Genomic DNA, 15,546 nt, shown 5'->3' on the forward strand with positions numbered 1-15,546 from the left:
GCTCTGACAGCCGCCCGCGACGCGGCGGGCGAAGGAAGCGAGGAACAGCCTTCATGGGGCGCCGGCTCGTACCGCTCACGCTGGACAACCTTCAGGACCTTCCCCAGCGCTGTCGCTCGTGCGTCTTCTGGGAGCTGGACCCCGTCAGCGGCGAAGCCGCGGTAAAGGAGGGCACCTCGGCTCTGGAGAAGGAGTCCTGGATCTCCGCTGTCCTGCTGGACTGGGGATCATGTGGCCGGGTGGTCTATGTCGACGACGTGCCGGTGGGCTTCGTCCTCTACGCACCCCCCGCCTACGTACCGCGCTCGGCGGCGTTTCCCACAAGTCCCGTCTCGCCCGACGCGGTGCAGTTGATGACCGCGTTCGTGCTGCCGGGCTACCAGGGACAGGGGCTGGGCCGGGTGATGGTCCAGACGGTCGCCAAGGATCTGCTGCGCCGTGGTTTCAAGGCGATCGAGGCCTTCGGGGACGCCCGCTGGAAGGAGCCCGCCTGCGTGCTTCCGGCTGACCATCTCCTGGCTGTGGGCTTCAAGACGGTCCGGCCCCATCCCAGCCATCCACGGCTGCGGCTGGATCTCCGGTCCACGCTGTCCTGGAAGGAAGACGTGGAGATGGCACTGGACCGGCTGCTGGGAGCCGTCCAGAAGGAACCCGTGTTGCGGCCGCTGTAGCGGAGCTGCGCTTCCGACCGCCGTAAAGCGAATGGGCCGACCCGCCCGGGTCGGCCCATTCATGTTTCACGTGAAACGTCAGTCAGCGATGAAGTCCTCGAGGTCACGAACGATCGCGGCCTTCGGCTTGGCACCAACGATGGTCTTGGCGACCTCGCCGCCCTGGTAGACGTTCAGGGTCGGGATGGACATGACGCCGTACTTGGCAGCCGTACCCGGGTTCTCGTCGATGTTCAGCTTGACGACCTCGATCTTGTCGCCGTACTCGGCGGCGATGGCCTCGAGGGACGGCGCGATCTGGCGGCACGGGCCGCACCAGGCGGCCCAGAAGTCCACCAGCACGGGCTTGTCGTTCTTGAGGACGTCCTCGTCGAAGGAGTCGTCGGTCACTTGCTTCAGGGTGCCGGCCACGGCGGGCTCCTTAACTGGTTGGTGCGTGAGGTGGGCGGGGGTCAGACAGTGGTCTTCTCGGGCTCGGCCTTGTCCTCGTCGGTCAGTGCGGCGAGGAAGCGCTCGGCGTCGAGCGCGGCGGAGCAGCCGGTGCCGGCGGCGGTGATCGCCTGGCGGTAGGTGTGGTCGACCACGTCACCGGCGCCGAAGACACCGGTCAGGTTGGTGCGGGTCGACGGGGCGTCGACCTTCAGGTAGCCCTCCGGGTCCAGGTCGAGCTGGCCCTTGAAGAGCTCGGTACGCGGGTCGTGGCCGATCGCGATGAACAGACCGGTCACCGCCAGGTCCGAGAGCTCGCCGGTCTTGACGTTGCGCAGTTTCAGACCCGACAGCTTCTGGTCACCCTGAACCTCGGCGACCTCGCTGTCCCAGACGAACGCGATCTTCGGGTCGGCGAAGGCACGCTCCTGCATCGCCTTGGACGCGCGCAGGGTGTCTCGGCGGTGGACGATCGTCACGGACTTGGCGAAGCGGGAGAGGAACGTGGCCTCCTCCATCGCGGTGTCACCGCCGCCGATCACGGCGATGTCCTGGTCCTTGAAGAAGAAGCCGTCGCAGGTCGCGCACCAGGAGACGCCGCGGCCGGACAGGGCGTCCTCGTTGGGCAGACCAAGCTTGCGGTGCTGGGACCCGGTGGTGATGATGACCGACTTCGCCCGGTGGACCGTGCCCGCGGTGTCGGTGACGGTCTTGATCTCACCGGACAGGTCGACGGCGACGACATCGTCAGGGATGAGCTCGGCACCGAAGCGCTCGGCCTGGGCACGCATGTTGTCCATGAGCTCGGGGCCCATGATGCCGTCCTGGAAGCCCGGGAAGTTCTCCACCTCGGTGGTGTTCATCAGTGCACCGCCGGCGGTGACGGCGCCCTCGAACACCAGCGGCTTCAGCGACGCGCGCGCGGTGTAGAGCGCCGCCGTGTAGCCGGCGGGCCCGGAGCCGATGATGATCACGTTTCGGACGTCGCTCACGGCTTCATTCCTCGTCTCTGGACTGCGTCTTCAGGGCGGGGTGGAGCTTCTCTCGGAGCTCTCACCCCACCCAACGGATCCTACGGGGCGCGCATTCCCGCTGTGTCCGGGCACACGGAGACGAGGGGTCGGGTCTCGGGAAGAAGGCGGGACGGCGAACGGTCAGGAACGCGCGTAGGAGTGCTTCAGAAGGATCTCGGCCTTGCCGACCGCAGGCTTCTCCACACACGTCGACTCGACGATGTACGCGGTGACCCGGCTGTCGTTGGAGGCGTCGGGTACCACCACGAGCAGCGCTTCCTTGCCCTTGTAGACGCCGTCCTTCGTGGCTAGCGCCGCGTCGTTGCGGCCGATGCCCTTCTGGATACATTCAGGGACCGCCGGCTGCTTGAAGACTCGGTTCTCACCGCCGGTCTCGGACTCCATGCCGAAGCTGCGCGGTGTACGCGGTCCGTTCTGCGCACCCTGCTCGTCGGCGATGAGATCGGCGACCTGCTCCTTCAGCTTTCCCTCGGAGAAGGTGTCCGCGAGCGCCGTGTCGTCGGATGGGCTGCCCCCGGTCACGGAGGAGACGATCACCGCGCCGAGCCCGATGGCGGCAGCGGCGGCCACGGCGCCGAGAACGGCGATCCTGCGCCGCCCGCCGCGCCTGCGGTCCTTGCGGCCCGGGCCGGTGGAGGAGGGGCGGGCGCGCCCGGCGGGACGGTTCGCCGTGGCCGATGTTTCACGTGAAACAGGCGAGCTGTCACCCCTGCCGGAGACGGCGGGTGCCACAGTGGCAGGCATCGGCTCGTGGGTATCCGGCCCCGTGGCGCTCAGCAGCGCCTCGGCCGCCAGAGCGGCATCGATACGGCCGGCAACGTCGTCGGGCATCCGCGCCGGCCCCGGCAGCGTGCCTAGCAGACCCTGAATCTCCTCCAGCGACGCGAATACGTCCGCGCAGAGCTCGCAGCCCTCCAGATGCTGTCGTACGTCCGCGGTGCGGGACGGCGGAAGCAGGCCTTCGGCGAGGTCCGAGATCTCCGCGACGTCCGGGTGCCCGCTCATGTCTGTCGTCGACGACGTCACGCTCGTCCACCTCCGCCCTTCACTGCGGCTGAATCGCTCGGCCCGGCGTCCGGCGGGCCCGCACGGTGCGGCCCCGCTGCGGGTGGGACGGATGTCCCCTGCGTCCGGTTCCGCTTCGCACTCGACTGTGCGTCCTGGCCGCTGCCGTCCGGGCGCAGGTGGGTGAGGAGCGGCAGGAGTCTGGCTCTGCCTCGGGCGCACCGGCTCTTGATCGTGCCGGTCGGCACATCGAGGATCCGGGCCGCCTCCGCGACGGGGTAGCCCTGCATATCCACCAGGACGAGGGCGGCCCGCTGGTCGGCCGGCAGGGTGCCCAGAGCCTCCAGCAACTGGCGGTGCAGGTCGTTGCGCTCGGCGGGGGCCGAGGCCGACTCGTGCGGCTCCAGGAGCTGGTCCAGGCGCTCGGTGTCGTCGACGGGAGCGGTCTTCCGGGAGGCGGCCTTGCGGGCGCGGTCCAGGCAGGCGTTCACCGTGATCCGGTGCAGCCACGTCGTGACGGCTGCCTGCCCGCGGAAGGTGTGGGCAGCCCGGTAGGCGGAGACGAGCGCGTCCTGAACGGCGTCAGCGGCCTCTTCCCGGTCCCCCAGCGTCCGCAGGGCCACGGCCCACAGACGGTCACGGTGACGGCGGACGAGCTCACCGAAGGCGTCGGGGTCGCCCTCGACATGGCGGGCGAGGAGGTCCTGATCGTTCACTCCGTCATACCTGGTGCCTTCCGCCATCAGGCCCCCTCCCTTGTCGGCGGACGACCTCAGCTTGACACCTTGATGTCTGCCAGGCGGCCGCGCCACTTGCCGTCCGTCTGCATCGGCAGGTCGGTGAGCCACACCAGTAGATACCGGCTTCGGAGGGCCTTGCCCGGCTCGAGTTCCACCGTCGTGCCCGAGCCCTCCGCAACCTTGCGGAATGCGTCGAAGGACGTGGGCTCCGCGGTGGCTTCCGTGCTCGGGCTGTGCAGTTCGACGGAGGTGCTCCCGACGAAGGAGACGGTCACCTTTCCGACTTGCTGGACTTTACCGAGGTCCACGATGACGCCGACCCCTGACTTGAGGCGGCCGAAGTCGGAACTGAAGTAGTAGTCCGTCTGCCAATAGGTGGACGCGCTGTCGTCGTAGACGTTCTTTACCTCGGACGGCTTCTCGGACTGGTCGCCGAACGGGTCGAAGTCCCGGGCATCGACGATGGGTACGGGTTTGCCCGCCGCCGGGACCTTCGGGCTCTTGTCGTCGTCGCCGTCCACCGTCTGCGTCTGGTTCTGGTCGTCCGCCTTGCCGCCCCGCTCCATGATCGCGTCCGCGAGCTGCCAGCTACCCAGGCCGAGCGCGGCGATGAGCAGGGCGGAGACGCTCCACTTCAGTGCCCTGCCGGTACGACTCTGCAGCGGGGGCGGCGGGGTCGGCACCGGCTGGGTGGCGCCTGGGTGCGGCGCGGGACGCCCGTAGGCACCCTGCTGGTACGCCGTGCGCTGGTACTGGGGAGGGGCGGTGTACGCGGGCTCCGGCGGGCGGATGCGGGGCATCTCGCCGATCGCCTTCACCAGTTCCTCCGGCGTGGTGCACGGGGACTCGTGGCGGGAGGCGGTGGCGCCGTCGTTGGCGAGTGCCCGCATGGCGAGCTCGGACAGGCCGCGGTGGACACCCGCGCGCACCTGGTCCGGCGGGATCAGCCCGATGTCCTTGGGCAGACCGGCCAGACCGTGGGCGTCGCTCTCGTACGGCCAGCGCTGGGTGAGCGTGGCGTACAGCAGGGCGCCGATGGCCTCGGTGTCGGTGCGCTGAGGTGTGTCGGAACTGATGCCGCGCAGGGCGGCGTTGACGGCGAGTCCGCGGATCCGCCACTGACCCGTCGACGTGCGCAGTACCGCGGTGGGGCTCAGGCGCAGGTGGGCGAGGCCCTCGCGGTGGGCGGCGGCCATGGCGCCCGCGACCTGACTCACCATCTGGTAGGCGTCGTACACCTCCAGTGGGCCGGAGGCGAGAAGAGCGGTCAGCTCGGTGGCGTCGGGGAGCCACTCGTGCACGACGTAGACGATGTCGTTGTCCTCGACCGCGTCGAGGACCTGGACGAAGCGGGGGTCGCCGAGCAGGGCGGAGGAACGTGCCGCGGCCAGCACGGAGCGGGCGCGTGCGTGGTTCGCCGGAAGGATGTGGACCCCGACGGCGCGACGGAGCTTCTCGTCGACGGCCCGCCAACTGCTGAAGCCGTCCAGACGGGTGACGCACTCCTCGAGGCGGTAGCGTCTGGCGAGCTTGTGCCCGCTGTGCAGTTCGGGAGGCGAGGCCTTGCCGGAATCCTCGCTCGTGGGGTTCCCCTGTGCCTCGTCGCTGTCCGTGTCCCGCTCCCGGTTGTTGGCCACCCCGTCGGCCGTGGACTGGTCCGCCTCCGCGGTCAACGGCTCGTCGCCGCTGTTGTCTGCCACGTCGACGGCAGTGCTCCGTTCCGCCACCGTCGTTCCTGCCTCCCCATTCGATGCGCGCCGGCCGACTCCCGATGCGCGCAGTCCGACGCCGAACCCAATTGTGCCCACAGTCCGCCGCTATGCACGACACACGGCGGCGGACGATGGTTGTGCGTCTACCCCGGGTCTCAGCGTCCCAGGCGCCCGCGCACCATGCCGACCAACGAGTTGACTTCCTCGATACGCATCCGGCGGGCGGCGACGAAGAAGACACCGAAGAGGAGCAGTCCACCCGCCAGCAGCGCGGCGAACGACCCCAGAACGTCCTGACCGAGCGCGCGGCTGATCGCGTAACAGGCCGCGCCGCTGAGCAGGGCCGCCGGGACGGACGCGATGCCCAGCCGGGCGTACGTCCGCAGCACCCGGGCCCCGTCCAGGTCCCCGCCGAGCCGCTTGCGCAGCCTGCGCCAGGCGACGCCCACGCCGATCACGTAGGCCAGGCCATAGGAGGCGGCCATGCCGACGACGGCCCAGCGCGAGGGCAGCAGGAGGTAACAGAGCCCCGAGGCGGTGGCGTTGACCACGGCCACGATGACGGTGTTGTAGAAGGGCGTCCGGGTGTCCTCGTAGGCGTAGAAGGCGCGCAGGACGACGTACTGCACCGAATAGGGGATGAGGCCGAGGCCGAAGGCCATCAGCATGTAACCCATGTTGGTGGCCGCGCCGATGCCCGAGGAACCGAAGATCAGCGTGCACATCGGGATGCCGAGCGCGACGAAGCCGAAGGAGACCGGCACGATGGCGACGGCCGTCGTACGCAGGCCCTGGGAGATGTCGTCGCGGACCGCGCCGCCGTCCTCCTCGGATGCCGAGCGGGAGATACGGGGCAGCAGGGCGGCCATCAGGGAGACGGTGATGATGGCCTGCGGCAGGCCCCAGATGAGCTGGGCGTTGGCGTAGGCGCTGTAGCCGGTGCCGGCGAGGTCGGTGTCCGTGACCGAGGCCGTGGCCAACTGGATGACGACGAGGGCGCCCGCCTGGTTGGCGAGCACGAAAAGGATCGTCCACTTGGCGAGCATCGCGGCCTTGCCGAGGCCGTGGCCCTTCCAGTCGAACCGCAGTCGTAGCTTGAACCCGGTCTCGCGCAGGTAGGGGATCATCGCCAGGGCTTGGACGACGAGGCCGAGGAGGATGCCGATGCCGAGGAGCCGCTCACCCTCCGGCGGGATGCTCTCGACGGTCATACCGGAGTCGGCGGCGGTTCCGTAGACCCAGATGAACATGCCGAGCGTGACGATGATGACGATGTTGTTGAGGACCGGGGTCCACATCATCGCGCCGAACCGGCCGCGGGCGTTGAGGATCTGCCCCATCACCACGTGGACGCCCATGAAGAAGATGGACGGCAGGAAGTACCGGGTGAAGGTGATGGCCGTCTCGTTGGCCGCGGGGTCCGAGGCGACGGGGTTCGACAGCGCGCGAACCAGCAGCGGGGCCGCGAGCATGCCGAGCGCGGTGAGGACTCCGAGGGCGACCATGACCAGGGTCAGAAGCCTGTTGGCGTAGGCCTCGCCGCCGTCCTTGTCGTCCTTCATGGCGCGCACGAGTTGCGGGACGAAGACCGAGTTGAGACCGCCGCCCACGGTCAGGATGTAGATCATCGTCGGCAACTGGTAGGCGATCTGGAAGGTCTCACCCAGCAGCGCGAGTCCCAGAGCCGAGACGATCATCGCCGACCGGATGAACCCGGTGAGCCGCGACACCATCGTGCCCGCCGCCATCACGGCGCTCGACTTCAGCAGGCCACCCGCTCGGCCGCCCTTCTTGGGCGTGGCGGCCGGCGCGGCGGCGGGCTCGGGCTCCTGAAGGGGCGCCTCGGCCGCTTCCGGAGTCGGCGCCACCGCGTACTGGCCCGGCGCGGGTGCCGCGTGCTGCTGCGGCCCGGGCGCTGGGGCGGGGCCGCCGTACTGGCCGTAGGCCGGAGCGTTCCCGTACGGGTCGGGGCCCTGGTTCCCGCCGTACTGCCCCGGCCCCGGTGTCCCGCCGTACTGCCCCGGTGCCGGGGCGGGGGCGGGAGCGGGTACGGAGGCGTGGTCGTCGTAGGAGGGGTGGCCGCCGCCCTGCTGCTGGTCCCGGAAGAGGTGGGCGAAGGCGTCCGGCTCGTGGCGCTGCTCGCCGGCCTGGGTGACCAGGTCGTCCACACCGACGAACTGGGTGGTCCGCGGGTCGTCGCCGTACGGCAGGTACTGCGTCGGGCCCTCCGGCTCGGGGGCCGGGGTCTGGGCCCAGACGCGCGGGTCGGGGGCGTAGGGCGACTGGGAGGGCTGAGAGTACAGCGGCTGCTGCGGCGGGTAGGTGCCCGGCGGCGGCGGGGGGTGCGCGGCGCGGTCGTAGAGCGCCTCGGAGACCGGGTCCTGGGCGGAGAGGTCCTGCGCCCGGTAGGGGTCCTGGTCGTAGGCGTCCTGGAGGTACATGTCCGCGGGCGGCTGCGGCGGTGCCTGGCCGGGGTCGGGCGGCGGACCCTCGGGGTGACCCGAGCCGTCCACGGTCTGACCGCGGTCACCGTCGTACGGCGCGTTCATGGTTACCCCACCTCATCGTCCCGGGCCCACCGGCCACGACATCCTCAACGGTCCACTCTCTCACCCGTGCCGGACGGGTCGGCGCTATCCGCTGCGGTGTCCGGTGTCGGGTCACTCGGCTGCTCCGGGTCGCCTGCCCGGGGGCGTGCCTCGGACTTCTCCTTGAGACGTTCGCCGCGGCCTTCCGGGTTCTCCGGTCCTTCGTCGGGCTCCCGGGAGTTCTCGGCGCCCTCCGTCTCACCGGTTTCGCCCTTCTCCGCGTCGCGGGCGGCGGCCCGCTTGCGCTGCGTGTACATCCGGAACCCGGCGAGGACGAGCAGCAGGACACCGCCGCCGATGACGAGCATCACGGTGGCCGTGATCTCGGTGACCTTCACGTCGAAGGTGACGGGCTCGCCGTACTTGCGCCCGTCCGTCGTGTATAGCTGGGCGATCACCGTCGCGCGGCCGTTGGCGTTGGCCGACGTGGTGAACTTCACCGACTGGCTGTGGCCGCCGGAGACCGAGATCGGCTGCTCCTCGTAGTCGGAGCCGTCGATCTCGAGGCGTGTCGGGTTCGTCGAGGTGAGTCGCAGGACCAGGGGGCCGACGTCCTGCACCAGGTTGTTCTGCACCGTGACGGGGATGGTGGCGCTGCGCCCGGAGAGCTTCGTCTCCGACTTGTCGATCAGTTTGACCCGTCCGGTCAGCCCGTCGAGGTACGACTTCACGCGGGTGCGGAAGGACTCCGCCTCGGCGGCCCGGCCCCGCCACGACGCGGACATCTCGCGGTTCAGGGCGCGCCCGAAGGGGGTCGCCACCCGGGACGGGTCCGACAGGACGACCTTGAAGTTGTCGAGCGCGTCCTGGGTCCGCGCGATCTGTAGGAACGCCGTGCGGGGCAGTTCCTTCTTGCGCAGCGCCGAGGGGTAGGAGGAGGTTCCGGGCACCTTCGTGGTGGCGTCCGGGTCCGGCTTCGCCGTGGCGGCCGACGCCAGCTTCTGGGACTCGGACCAGGTGCCGCCCTGCAGCGCCCGCAACGCCTCGGCCATCGCGCGTGCCTGGCTGCCGGACGGCATGCGCTGCGGGGCGATGACGACGCTGCGCTGCTTGCCGGTCTGGAGGCCCAGGGCCAGGCTCTGGGCGAGGAACCGCTGCACCGCGAGCGTGGACGCGGAGGCTCTCGTCAGGTCACCCTCGAACGCCGTGGACAGCCGTGCGTCCGCGACGACGGCCGTCGTGCCGCCGCCGATGGGGCGGGCCGCGGAGGGCGTGTAGGGCAGGCCGTTGTTCTCCTGGAGACTGTCGCTGCGGGCGATCACCTTGTCGGCGCCCGCCGAGGTGGCGACCTTGACGATCGACCGGTCGACGGCACCGCTCACGGGCCAGGCGAAGTCGGTGCTCGGCTTCACGTGGAGGATCGGCTCGACCGTGTTGTCGATGACGTCCGTGGCGCTCTTGAGCTGGTTCAGCGAGCCGGTGACGTCCGTGCCGTTGTGGGCCAGGGATGCCAGATCCGGGTCGGCGAAGGGCAGGGCGACGACCTCCTCGTCGGCCACCGCGTCCTGGAGCTCGGCGAGCCACTGCTTCGCCACCGCCTGGTGGGTACCGGCGACCGTCTTGTCGCCGTCCCGGACGCGGTAGCTGCCGGTCATCGCGTCCACGGAGGCCAGCAGGTCCGGGTCGACCACCCAGGTGACGTCGAGGTCCTTGCCCAGCGTCACCATCTGGTTCAGCCGGCCCCCGGGGGAGATTTCCTTCGCCAGGTCGTCGTTGAGGAAGACCGGCGTCTGTTCCTCGTTCGGCCCCGTCTCGGCGGCCATGTGCGTGGTCGAGATGAGCGGCCACAGGGCCGTCGTCCTGGTCTTGGGGTCGGCCTCGTCGGGCTGCCAGGGCAGGAAGGTCCGCTGGATGCCGAGGATCTGCTCCCACGGCTGCGCGGAAGTCTCCCCGGAGAGCGAGACGGCGAATTCGTAGACGCCGTCATCGCCCAGCTCCAGGTCGTCGACCGGTACAGAGATGTTGAAGTGCTCGGCGACCCCGGGGCTGAGCTTGGAGAACTTCTCGGTGTACTTGTCGTCGATCTCCGGTGCGACGGAACCCCGGAGGTCGTTGCCGTCCTTGGCGATCGCGTCGAGGGACGAGCGGGTGTTGATCTCGGGGCCCAGGCGCAGTCCCACGTGGGCGTCGGTGACGGTCTGCTTGCCGTGGTTGGTCACGGTGCCCGACACGGTCACCGTGTCGCCGTCCGTGGGTGCGGAGGGAGTGAGGGAGTCGACAGCGACGGCCACCGAGCCCGAGTCGGCGTCCGCCTTCGCGGAGGTCTGCTCGCCGGCGTGTGCCGATCCGGCGGCCGGCAACTGGACCAGACCGGCCAGCAGCGGCGCCCCGGCGAGCAGCGCCGTGGTGCGCCGTAGCCACCGGCGGGCAGGTGAGGGACTGGTCCCCTGGAAGTCTGCCGCCTCGGCCACGCGCTCGCCCGTCCCTCGTCGTCGTCAGTGGTCGTCGGAATGTGCGTCCACGCATGGTAACGATGCGCGCCGAGGGGAAGTGCCGCGGAGTACGCCACAAGATCCGCCACCGAGCGACGCTGCCCCGTATGTGCGCCTATAAAGGGAGCACTGCGGAAGTGGGCGGTTCGGTGTGTGATCAACCCGAACAATGGGGACGCGGGTGTCGGTCCGGGCCACGTACCCTCTTCTGTTGTGCCGAACGCCAACGAAGTCAGCCCCAGTGCCCTCAGCCAGGAGCAGCATCGCGCGGTGAGTGAACCGCTGCGGGTCGCCCCTGTCGCCGAAGACCTAGCCCGCCGATTCCAGGAGGCCGGGTTCTCTCTTGCCCTGGTCGGTGGCTCGGTCCGGGACGCGTTGCTCGGCCGGCTCGGCAACGACCTGGACTTCACGACCGACGCCCTCCCGCAGGATGTCCTGAAGATCATGCGGCCCTGGGCGGACGCCCTGTGGGAGGTCGGGATCGCGTTCGGCACTGTCGGGGCGCAGAAGGACGCCCATGTCGGAGACGCTGATCGAAGCTGGCAGATCGAGGTGACCACCTACCGGTCGGAGGCGTACGACCGCACCTCGCGCAAGCCGGAGGTGTCGTACGGCGACTCCATCGAGCAGGACCTCGTCCGGCGCGACTTCACGGTGAACGCGATGGCCGTCGCACTTCCGGAGAAGAAGTTCATCGATCCGCACGGCGGACTCGACGATCTCGCCGCGCGTGTGCTGCGCACTCCGGGCACCCCCGAGGAGTCCTTCTCCGACGACCCGCTGCGGATGCTGCGGGCCGCGCGTTTCGCCGCGCAGCTCGACTTCGAGGTGGCTCCCGAGGTGGTCGCCGCCATGAAGGACATGGCCGGACGCATCGACATCGTCTCGGCCGAGCGGGTCCGGGACGAGCTCAACAAGCTCATCCTCTCCCCTCACCCGCGCAAGGGACTGTCCCTGCTGGTGGAGACCGGCCTCGCCGAGCGGGTGCTGCCCGAGCTGCCTGCCCTGCGGCTGGAGAGGGACGAGCACCACCGGCACAAGGACGTCTACGACCACACGCTCATCGTTCTGGAGCAGGCGATGGCCTTGGAGAGCGAGGGCCCTGACCTGACCCTCCGCCTGGCCGCTCTGTTGCACGACATCGGCAAGCCGCGCACGCGCCGTTTCGAGAAGGACGGCCGGGTCTCGTTCCACCACCACGAAGTGGTCGGGGCCAAGATGACGAAGAAGCGCATGGCCGCGCTCAAGTACTCCAACGACCTGGTGAAGGATGTCTCGCGCCTGGTCGAGCTGCACCTGCGTTTCCACGGCTACGGCACGGGCGAGTGGACGGACTCCGCGGTCCGCCGGTATGTCAGGGACGCCGGGCCTCTGCTCGACCGGCTCCACAAGCTGACCCGTTCGGACTGCACAACCCGTAACAAGCGAAAGGCCTCGGCGCTCTCGCGTGCGTACGACGGGCTGGAGGAGCGGATCGCTCAGCTCCAGGAGCAGGAGGAGCTGGACGCGATCCGCCCGGACCTGGACGGCAACCAGATCATGGAGATCCTCGGCATCCGCCCCGGGCCGGCCGTGGGCCAGGCTTACCAGCACCTGCTGGAGCTCCGGCTGGAGAACGGGCCGATGGGGTACGACGCTGCGGTGGCGGCGCTCAAGGAGTGGTGGGCCGAGCAGGAGGCTTGAGTCGCGGACCGGGGTCAGGTTTCACGTGAAACATGACCCCGGTACCAGGGCGCGGGTGCCGGACCAGGAGAGTGCCGAACATGCTCAAGGGGCGGTGTTTCACGTGAAACACCGCCCCTTGAGGACTCCCGCAAAAACGTCCGAGAAGTCCGAGCCCTCTGTCCTACTTCTTGTAGTCCTTCAGGCAGAGCAGGAAGTCGCTGCCGCTACCGCTCTCGGTGTAGGAGTACTGGAAGTCCTTGGCACTCTCCGAGCACTTGCTCTCGGCGGTGAGGGCGGAGTAGGAGCCCTCGACCTTGGCCAGCACCACGTACTGGGCCTTCGCGTCACCGCAGTCGACGACCTCGAGGTCCGGGTCGCTGTCGCTGCTGCTGCCACGGTGCATGCAGTCACCGACCGCAGCCGTGGTGGCGTCGTCCCGGCTGGCGATGTAACCGCCGACGGCCACACCGACGACGACCACGGCGATGACGATGTTCTTGATCAGCTTGAACTTGTTGCGACGGGGCGGCTGCGGCGGCACCGGGGCGTACGGCGCGCCCTGCTGCGGGAAACCCGGCTGACCAGGCTGCTGCGGGAAACCAGGCTGGCTCTGCGCGAAGGGGTTCTGCCCCTGGGGCTGCTGAGGAGCCTGCGGCTGGCCCTGCGCGAACGGGTTGCCCTGGGGCGGCGGCTGAGTGGTCACTGGGTATCCCCCTGAAAATAGGCGCGTGTCGCGGACATGGCGCGAGATAAGACGCACGTAAGCTACCGGGTCCCACTGACATCTCTGTAGTCCGGTGGGGCTCTGTGGCACTGATGTGACACTTACTGGCTCTCAAACCGTGCCATAGCCGCCGCAACCACTCCGTAGATCAAAGCGACTGTCACGACCAGCGGCACCGACCGTCCGTCTGGCGGCAGCATCAGCGCGGCCACCCCGGCGGCACCGACGAAGGCGACGTTGAACAACACGTCGTACACGGAGAAGATGCGGCCACGAAAGGCGTCGTCGACCGAGGACTGCACGACCGTGTCGGTCGCGATCTTCGCACCCTGCGTAGTCAGGCCCAGGACGAACGCCGCGGCGAGCAGCGGCACGGTGGCGAACGGCAGACCGAGCGCCGGGACCAGCACCGTGGCGGCCCCCGCGCACACCGCCATCCAGCGGCCGGGCCCGAGCCGTCCCGCCGCCCAGGGGGTGATCACCGCGGCCGCGAAGAAGCCCGCGCCGGAGACGCCCAACGCCAGCCCCAGCAGGGTGAGCCCCTCGTCGGTGTCCGAGGTCAGGGCGTACCGGCACAGCATCAGCAGCATCACCAGCAGGGCGCCGTAGCAGAACCGCATCAGCGTCATACCCGCGAGCGACCAGGCCGCTTCCCGGCGTGCCGGTGCGGCGAGATGCCGTACCCCCGCCACCAGGTCGCGGGCGGCGCCGACGAGCGCCGAGGCCAGCCGCGGCGGCACGAGCGCGGGATCGGGACCCAGCAGTTCCACGGCGATGCGCAGCGAGGCCAGCGCCCCGCACAGGTACAGGGCGGCTCCGAGCAGCACCACGGCGGCATCGGAGTCCGCGATAAGAAGGCGTACGACGAAGGCGAGGCCGCCGCCCGCCGTCGCCGCCAGGGTGCCGGCCGTCGGGGAGAGCGAGTTGGCGATCACCAGACGCTCCTCGTCCACCACGCGCGGCAGCGCGGCGGACAGGCCCGCGAGAACGAAGCGGTTGACGGCGGTGACACAGAGGGCCGATACGTAGAAGAGCCAGTCCGGGACCGAGGCGATCATCAGCACGGCCGTCACCGACGCCAGTCCGGCGCGCAGCAGGTTCCCGTACAGGAAGACCTGGCGGCGGCGCCAGCGGTCGAGCAGGACGCCGGCGAAGGGGCCGACCAGGGAGTACGGCAGGAGCAGGACCGCCATCGCGGACGCGATCGCGGCCGGCGAGGTCTGCTTCTCCGGTGAGAAGACGACGTAAGTGGCGAGCGCGACCTGGTAGACGCCGTCGGCGCCCTGGGAGAGCAGGCGTACGGCGAGCAGGCGCCGGAAGCCCTTGAGGCGCAGCAGGACGCGCAGGTCACGGACGACGGCCATGGGGCACAGCCTCACATACGGGAAAGGTCCCCGGGTCACGCGACCCGGGGACCTCCGACGGACCTCAGTCCGTGCTCGTCAGCGCTCGACCTCGCCGGCGATGAACTTCTCGACGTTGGTACGGGCCTCGTCGTCGAAGTACTGGACCGGCGGGGACTTCATGAAGTAGCTCGACGCCGACAGGATCGGGCCGCCGATGCCGCGGTCCTTGGCGATCTTCGCAGCGCGGAGGGCGTCGATGATGACACCGGCCGAGTTCGGGGAGTCCCAGACCTCGAGCTTGTACTCCAGGTTCAGCGGGACGTCACCGAACGCGCGGCCCTCCAGGCGGACGTATGCCCACTTGCGGTCGTCCAGCCAGGCCACGTAGTCGGACGGGCCGATGTGGACGTTCTTCTCACCCATGTCCCGGTCGGGGATCTGGGAGGTGACGGCCTGGGTCTTGGAGATCTTCTTCGACTCGAGGCGGTCACGCTCGAGCATGTTCTTGAAGTCCATGTTGCCGCCGACGTTGAGCTGCATCGTGCGGTCCAGGACGACGCCCCGGTCCTCGAACAGCTTCGCCATGACACGGTGCGTGATGGTGGCGCCGACCTGCGACTTGATGTCGTCACCGACGATCGGGACGCCCGCCTCGGTGAACTTGTCCGCCCACTCCTTGGTGCCGGCGATGAAGACCGGGAGGGCGTTGACGAAGGCGACCTTGGCGTCGATGGCGCACTGGGCGTAGTACTTCGCCGCGTCCTCGGAGCCGACGGGCAGGTAGCAGACGAGGACGTCGACCTGCTTGTCCTTGAGGACCTGGACGATGTCGGCCGGCTCCTCGGCGGACTCCTCGATGGTCTCGCGGTAGTACTTGCCGAGACCGTCGAGCGTGTGGCCGCGCTGGACCTGGACGCCGCTGTTCGGCACGTCGCAGATCTTGATGGTGTTGTTCTCGGAGGCGCCGATGGCGTCCGCGAGGTCCAGGCCGACCTTCTTGGCGTCCACGTCGAAGGCGGCGACGAACTCGATGTCACGGACGTGGTAGTCGCCGAACTGGACGTGCATCAGGCCCGGGACCTTGGCCGCCGGGTCGGCGTCCTTGTAGTACTCGACGCCCTGCACCAGCGATGCGGCGCAGTTGCCCACACCGACGATGGCTACGCGAACCGAACCCATTCCGGTTGCTCCCTGTGTATA

Annotated in this window: 12 protein-coding genes; 2 read left to right on the forward strand and 10 right to left on the reverse strand. The window is 69.4% G+C overall.

From position 1 onward, the window contains the following. The first annotated feature begins 53 nt into the window (after positions 1-53). Entirely contained in the window at positions 54-671 is a 618-nt protein-coding gene (locus tag B1H29_RS18600) for a GNAT family N-acetyltransferase (protein WP_055422136.1), read from the forward strand. Positions 672-749: 78 nt separating this feature from the next. Here B1H29_RS18600 and trxA read toward each other — a convergent pair whose 3' ends face one another. The 7 genes from trxA to B1H29_RS18635 all read right to left on the reverse strand — a co-directional run bounded on the left by trxA (position 750) and on the right by B1H29_RS18635 (position 10,590). Beyond that, positions 750-1,082, reverse strand: coding sequence for a thioredoxin (gene trxA / locus B1H29_RS18605; protein ID WP_055422135.1), 333 nt, complete (start codon positions 1,080-1,082; stop codon positions 750-752). A gap of 41 nt (positions 1,083-1,123) precedes the next feature. Then, positions 1,124-2,092, reverse strand: coding sequence for a thioredoxin-disulfide reductase (trxB, locus tag B1H29_RS18610; RefSeq protein WP_055422134.1), 969 nt, complete (start codon positions 2,090-2,092; stop codon positions 1,124-1,126). Positions 2,093-2,254: 162 nt separating this feature from the next. After that, positions 2,255-3,139 (reverse strand): anti-sigma factor family protein, encoded by an 885-nt coding sequence (locus tag B1H29_RS18615; RefSeq protein WP_055422133.1) that lies wholly within the window; start codon positions 3,137-3,139, stop codon positions 2,255-2,257. Between the two features lie 17 nt (positions 3,140-3,156). Continuing rightward, positions 3,157-3,882, reverse strand: coding sequence for an RNA polymerase sigma factor SigM (sigM, locus tag B1H29_RS18620; protein ID WP_055422132.1), 726 nt, complete (start codon positions 3,880-3,882; stop codon positions 3,157-3,159). Positions 3,883-3,911: 29 nt separating this feature from the next. Further along, complete coding sequence (locus B1H29_RS18625; protein ID WP_055422131.1) at positions 3,912-5,606, reverse strand: protein kinase family protein; 1,695 nt, start codon at positions 5,604-5,606, stop codon at positions 3,912-3,914. A gap of 140 nt (positions 5,607-5,746) precedes the next feature. Then, positions 5,747-8,140 carry a murein biosynthesis integral membrane protein MurJ gene (murJ, locus tag B1H29_RS18630; protein WP_055422130.1) on the reverse strand — a complete coding sequence of 798 codons (2,394 nt, stop codon included), beginning with the start codon at positions 8,138-8,140 and terminating at the stop codon, positions 5,747-5,749. A gap of 44 nt (positions 8,141-8,184) precedes the next feature. Beyond that, entirely contained in the window at positions 8,185-10,590 is a 2,406-nt protein-coding gene (locus B1H29_RS18635; RefSeq protein WP_055422129.1) for a DUF6049 family protein, read from the reverse strand. A 234-nt stretch (positions 10,591-10,824) separates the two neighbouring features. Between B1H29_RS18635 and B1H29_RS18640 the strand changes: the two genes are divergently transcribed. Then, complete coding sequence (locus B1H29_RS18640) at positions 10,825-12,294, forward strand: CCA tRNA nucleotidyltransferase (protein ID WP_055422128.1); 1,470 nt, start codon at positions 10,825-10,827, stop codon at positions 12,292-12,294. 163 nt (positions 12,295-12,457) lie between these two features. Here the strand turns inward: B1H29_RS18640 and B1H29_RS18645 are convergent, their stop codons facing one another. The 3 genes from B1H29_RS18645 to B1H29_RS18655 all read right to left on the reverse strand — a co-directional run bounded on the left by B1H29_RS18645 (position 12,458) and on the right by B1H29_RS18655 (position 15,525). Beyond that, positions 12,458-12,979: an LppU/SCO3897 family protein gene (locus B1H29_RS18645; RefSeq protein ID WP_055422127.1), complete on the reverse strand. Its 522-nt coding sequence runs from the start codon at positions 12,977-12,979 to the stop codon at positions 12,458-12,460. A gap of 122 nt (positions 12,980-13,101) precedes the next feature. Further along, the gene (locus tag B1H29_RS18650; protein ID WP_055422126.1) at positions 13,102-14,364 is read right to left on the reverse strand and encodes an MFS transporter; all 1,263 of its coding nucleotides are present in this window, start codon (positions 14,362-14,364) and stop codon (positions 13,102-13,104) included. 78 nt (positions 14,365-14,442) lie between these two features. After that, positions 14,443-15,525, reverse strand: a complete 1,083-nt coding sequence (locus B1H29_RS18655; RefSeq protein ID WP_055422125.1) for an inositol-3-phosphate synthase — start codon at positions 15,523-15,525, stop codon at positions 14,443-14,445. Between the last annotated feature and the right edge of the window lie 21 nt (positions 15,526-15,546).

Origin of the sequence: Streptomyces pactum, from assembly GCF_002005225.1 — a bacterium.
In the GTDB taxonomy this organism is placed as follows: domain Bacteria; phylum Actinomycetota; class Actinomycetes; order Streptomycetales; family Streptomycetaceae; genus Streptomyces; species Streptomyces pactum_A.

Excerpts from the sequence above, each read along its gene's own strand:
- B1H29_RS18600 (WP_055422136.1), top strand. The coding sequence starts at position 54 with ATGGGGCGCCGGCTCGTACCGCTCACGCTGGACAACCTTCAGGACCTT.
- B1H29_RS18615 (WP_055422133.1), bottom strand. The coding sequence starts at position 3,139 with ATGAGCGGGCACCCGGACGTCGCGGAGATCTCGGACCTCGCCGAAGGC.
- sigM (WP_055422132.1), bottom strand. The coding sequence starts at position 3,882 with ATGGCGGAAGGCACCAGGTATGACGGAGTGAACGATCAGGACCTCCTC.
- murJ (WP_055422130.1), bottom strand. The coding sequence starts at position 8,140 with ATGAACGCGCCGTACGACGGTGACCGCGGTCAGACCGTGGACGGCTCG.
- B1H29_RS18650 (WP_055422126.1), bottom strand. The coding sequence starts at position 14,364 with ATGGCCGTCGTCCGTGACCTGCGCGTCCTGCTGCGCCTCAAGGGCTTC.
- B1H29_RS18655 (WP_055422125.1), bottom strand. The coding sequence starts at position 15,525 with ATGGGTTCGGTTCGCGTAGCCATCGTCGGTGTGGGCAACTGCGCCGCA.